We start from the raw sequence: 1,090 nt of genomic DNA on the forward strand, positions 1-1,090 counted from the left end.
CATTTTTTCCTGCATGGATTGAGCCATCATTCGGATGAACCCGTTCTCCGGGATGTCTTTAAGATTTTTGGGTAAGAAAACTGCGAAGCTGAACAATTTATCCTTGCGATAATTACGCCAGTAGGAAAGGTCTTGCTGGGCTTTCTGATCCATTCGTTTTAAGAACCAAGACACCGTTTCAGGATCGCCTGTAATCAGGCGATTTTTCTCTGCGATCAGGACTTCTGGTTGTGAGGGTTTGCAGGTATCAGCATCGACAGGGGACCACAGCCAGGCCGTACGTCCGTCAACCTCAATTTGTTTTACATCTTTATTTTTTTCCCAATATTGAGTCAAAACATCTACAGGAAAATTTCCCAATGCAATCTGTACCTGACCTCCCTTGTTTTTTTCACGGGCAAAGAATCCGCCGATAATATAATCCACTGATTCGCTGACATTAATACCGGAATCCCCCAGGAAATTTAGAAATGAAGTATTCGTTTTGCCCTTGTTGCCGGTAGACGTAGGCAGGGCAAGGGGATCTTTTTTACCCATAAAGGATCTCTCGAGACGTAGAAGGTAGTCCATATCGAGATAAACCAATCCCACCAGATCGGGTCCGGCTAAAGCGTCTTCCAACGCTATCAGACTTTTGGGAGTAGCAAGTGGGTCAATTTTCTTTGTGGGGCTCGCAAGTGCCAGACTTGTAATAGTAAAAGGAATCAGGAGTGCAAAAACTTTAAAAATCCGAAGCATGAGTCCGCCTTGAATGATGAGTGATCGGGTTTGTCCTCTCAGTGTAAGGGCAAAGTTTTAAGCAGACAAATACTTTGAGAGCTATGACCTGTCAAAAAGATTGGGAAATGTAAATCTGATTAATACTTGTGGGAGGAACTTGTTGGGAGGTATTGGCAAAAAGTTAATATAAGAAGCTATGCCTGATAATCTCTTTTGAGCTCAAGGATTTTATCCTGGTTGTATTCCGGTGTTACGATTCCCACTGAAATGATGAATTTGATGCCTTCTTCCACTGTCATTGTGAGCCTGATGACGTCCTCGTTGGCCACGAACACCAGGAATCCTGAAGTGGGATTGGGAGTGGTTGGCA

The 1,090-nt window shown here is 43.8% G+C and carries 1 protein-coding gene; it reads right to left on the reverse strand.

The annotated features are described in order from the left end of the window. Positions 1-738 (reverse strand): hypothetical protein (locus MJD61_14070; GenBank protein ID MCG8556397.1); only part of this gene is annotated, 738 nt, incomplete at its 3' end. Positions 739-1,090 lie beyond the last annotated feature (352 nt).

Source organism: Pseudomonadota bacterium, assembly GCA_022361155.1.
Lineage (GTDB): Bacteria > Myxococcota_A > Polyangia > Polyangiales > JAKSBK01 > JAKSBK01.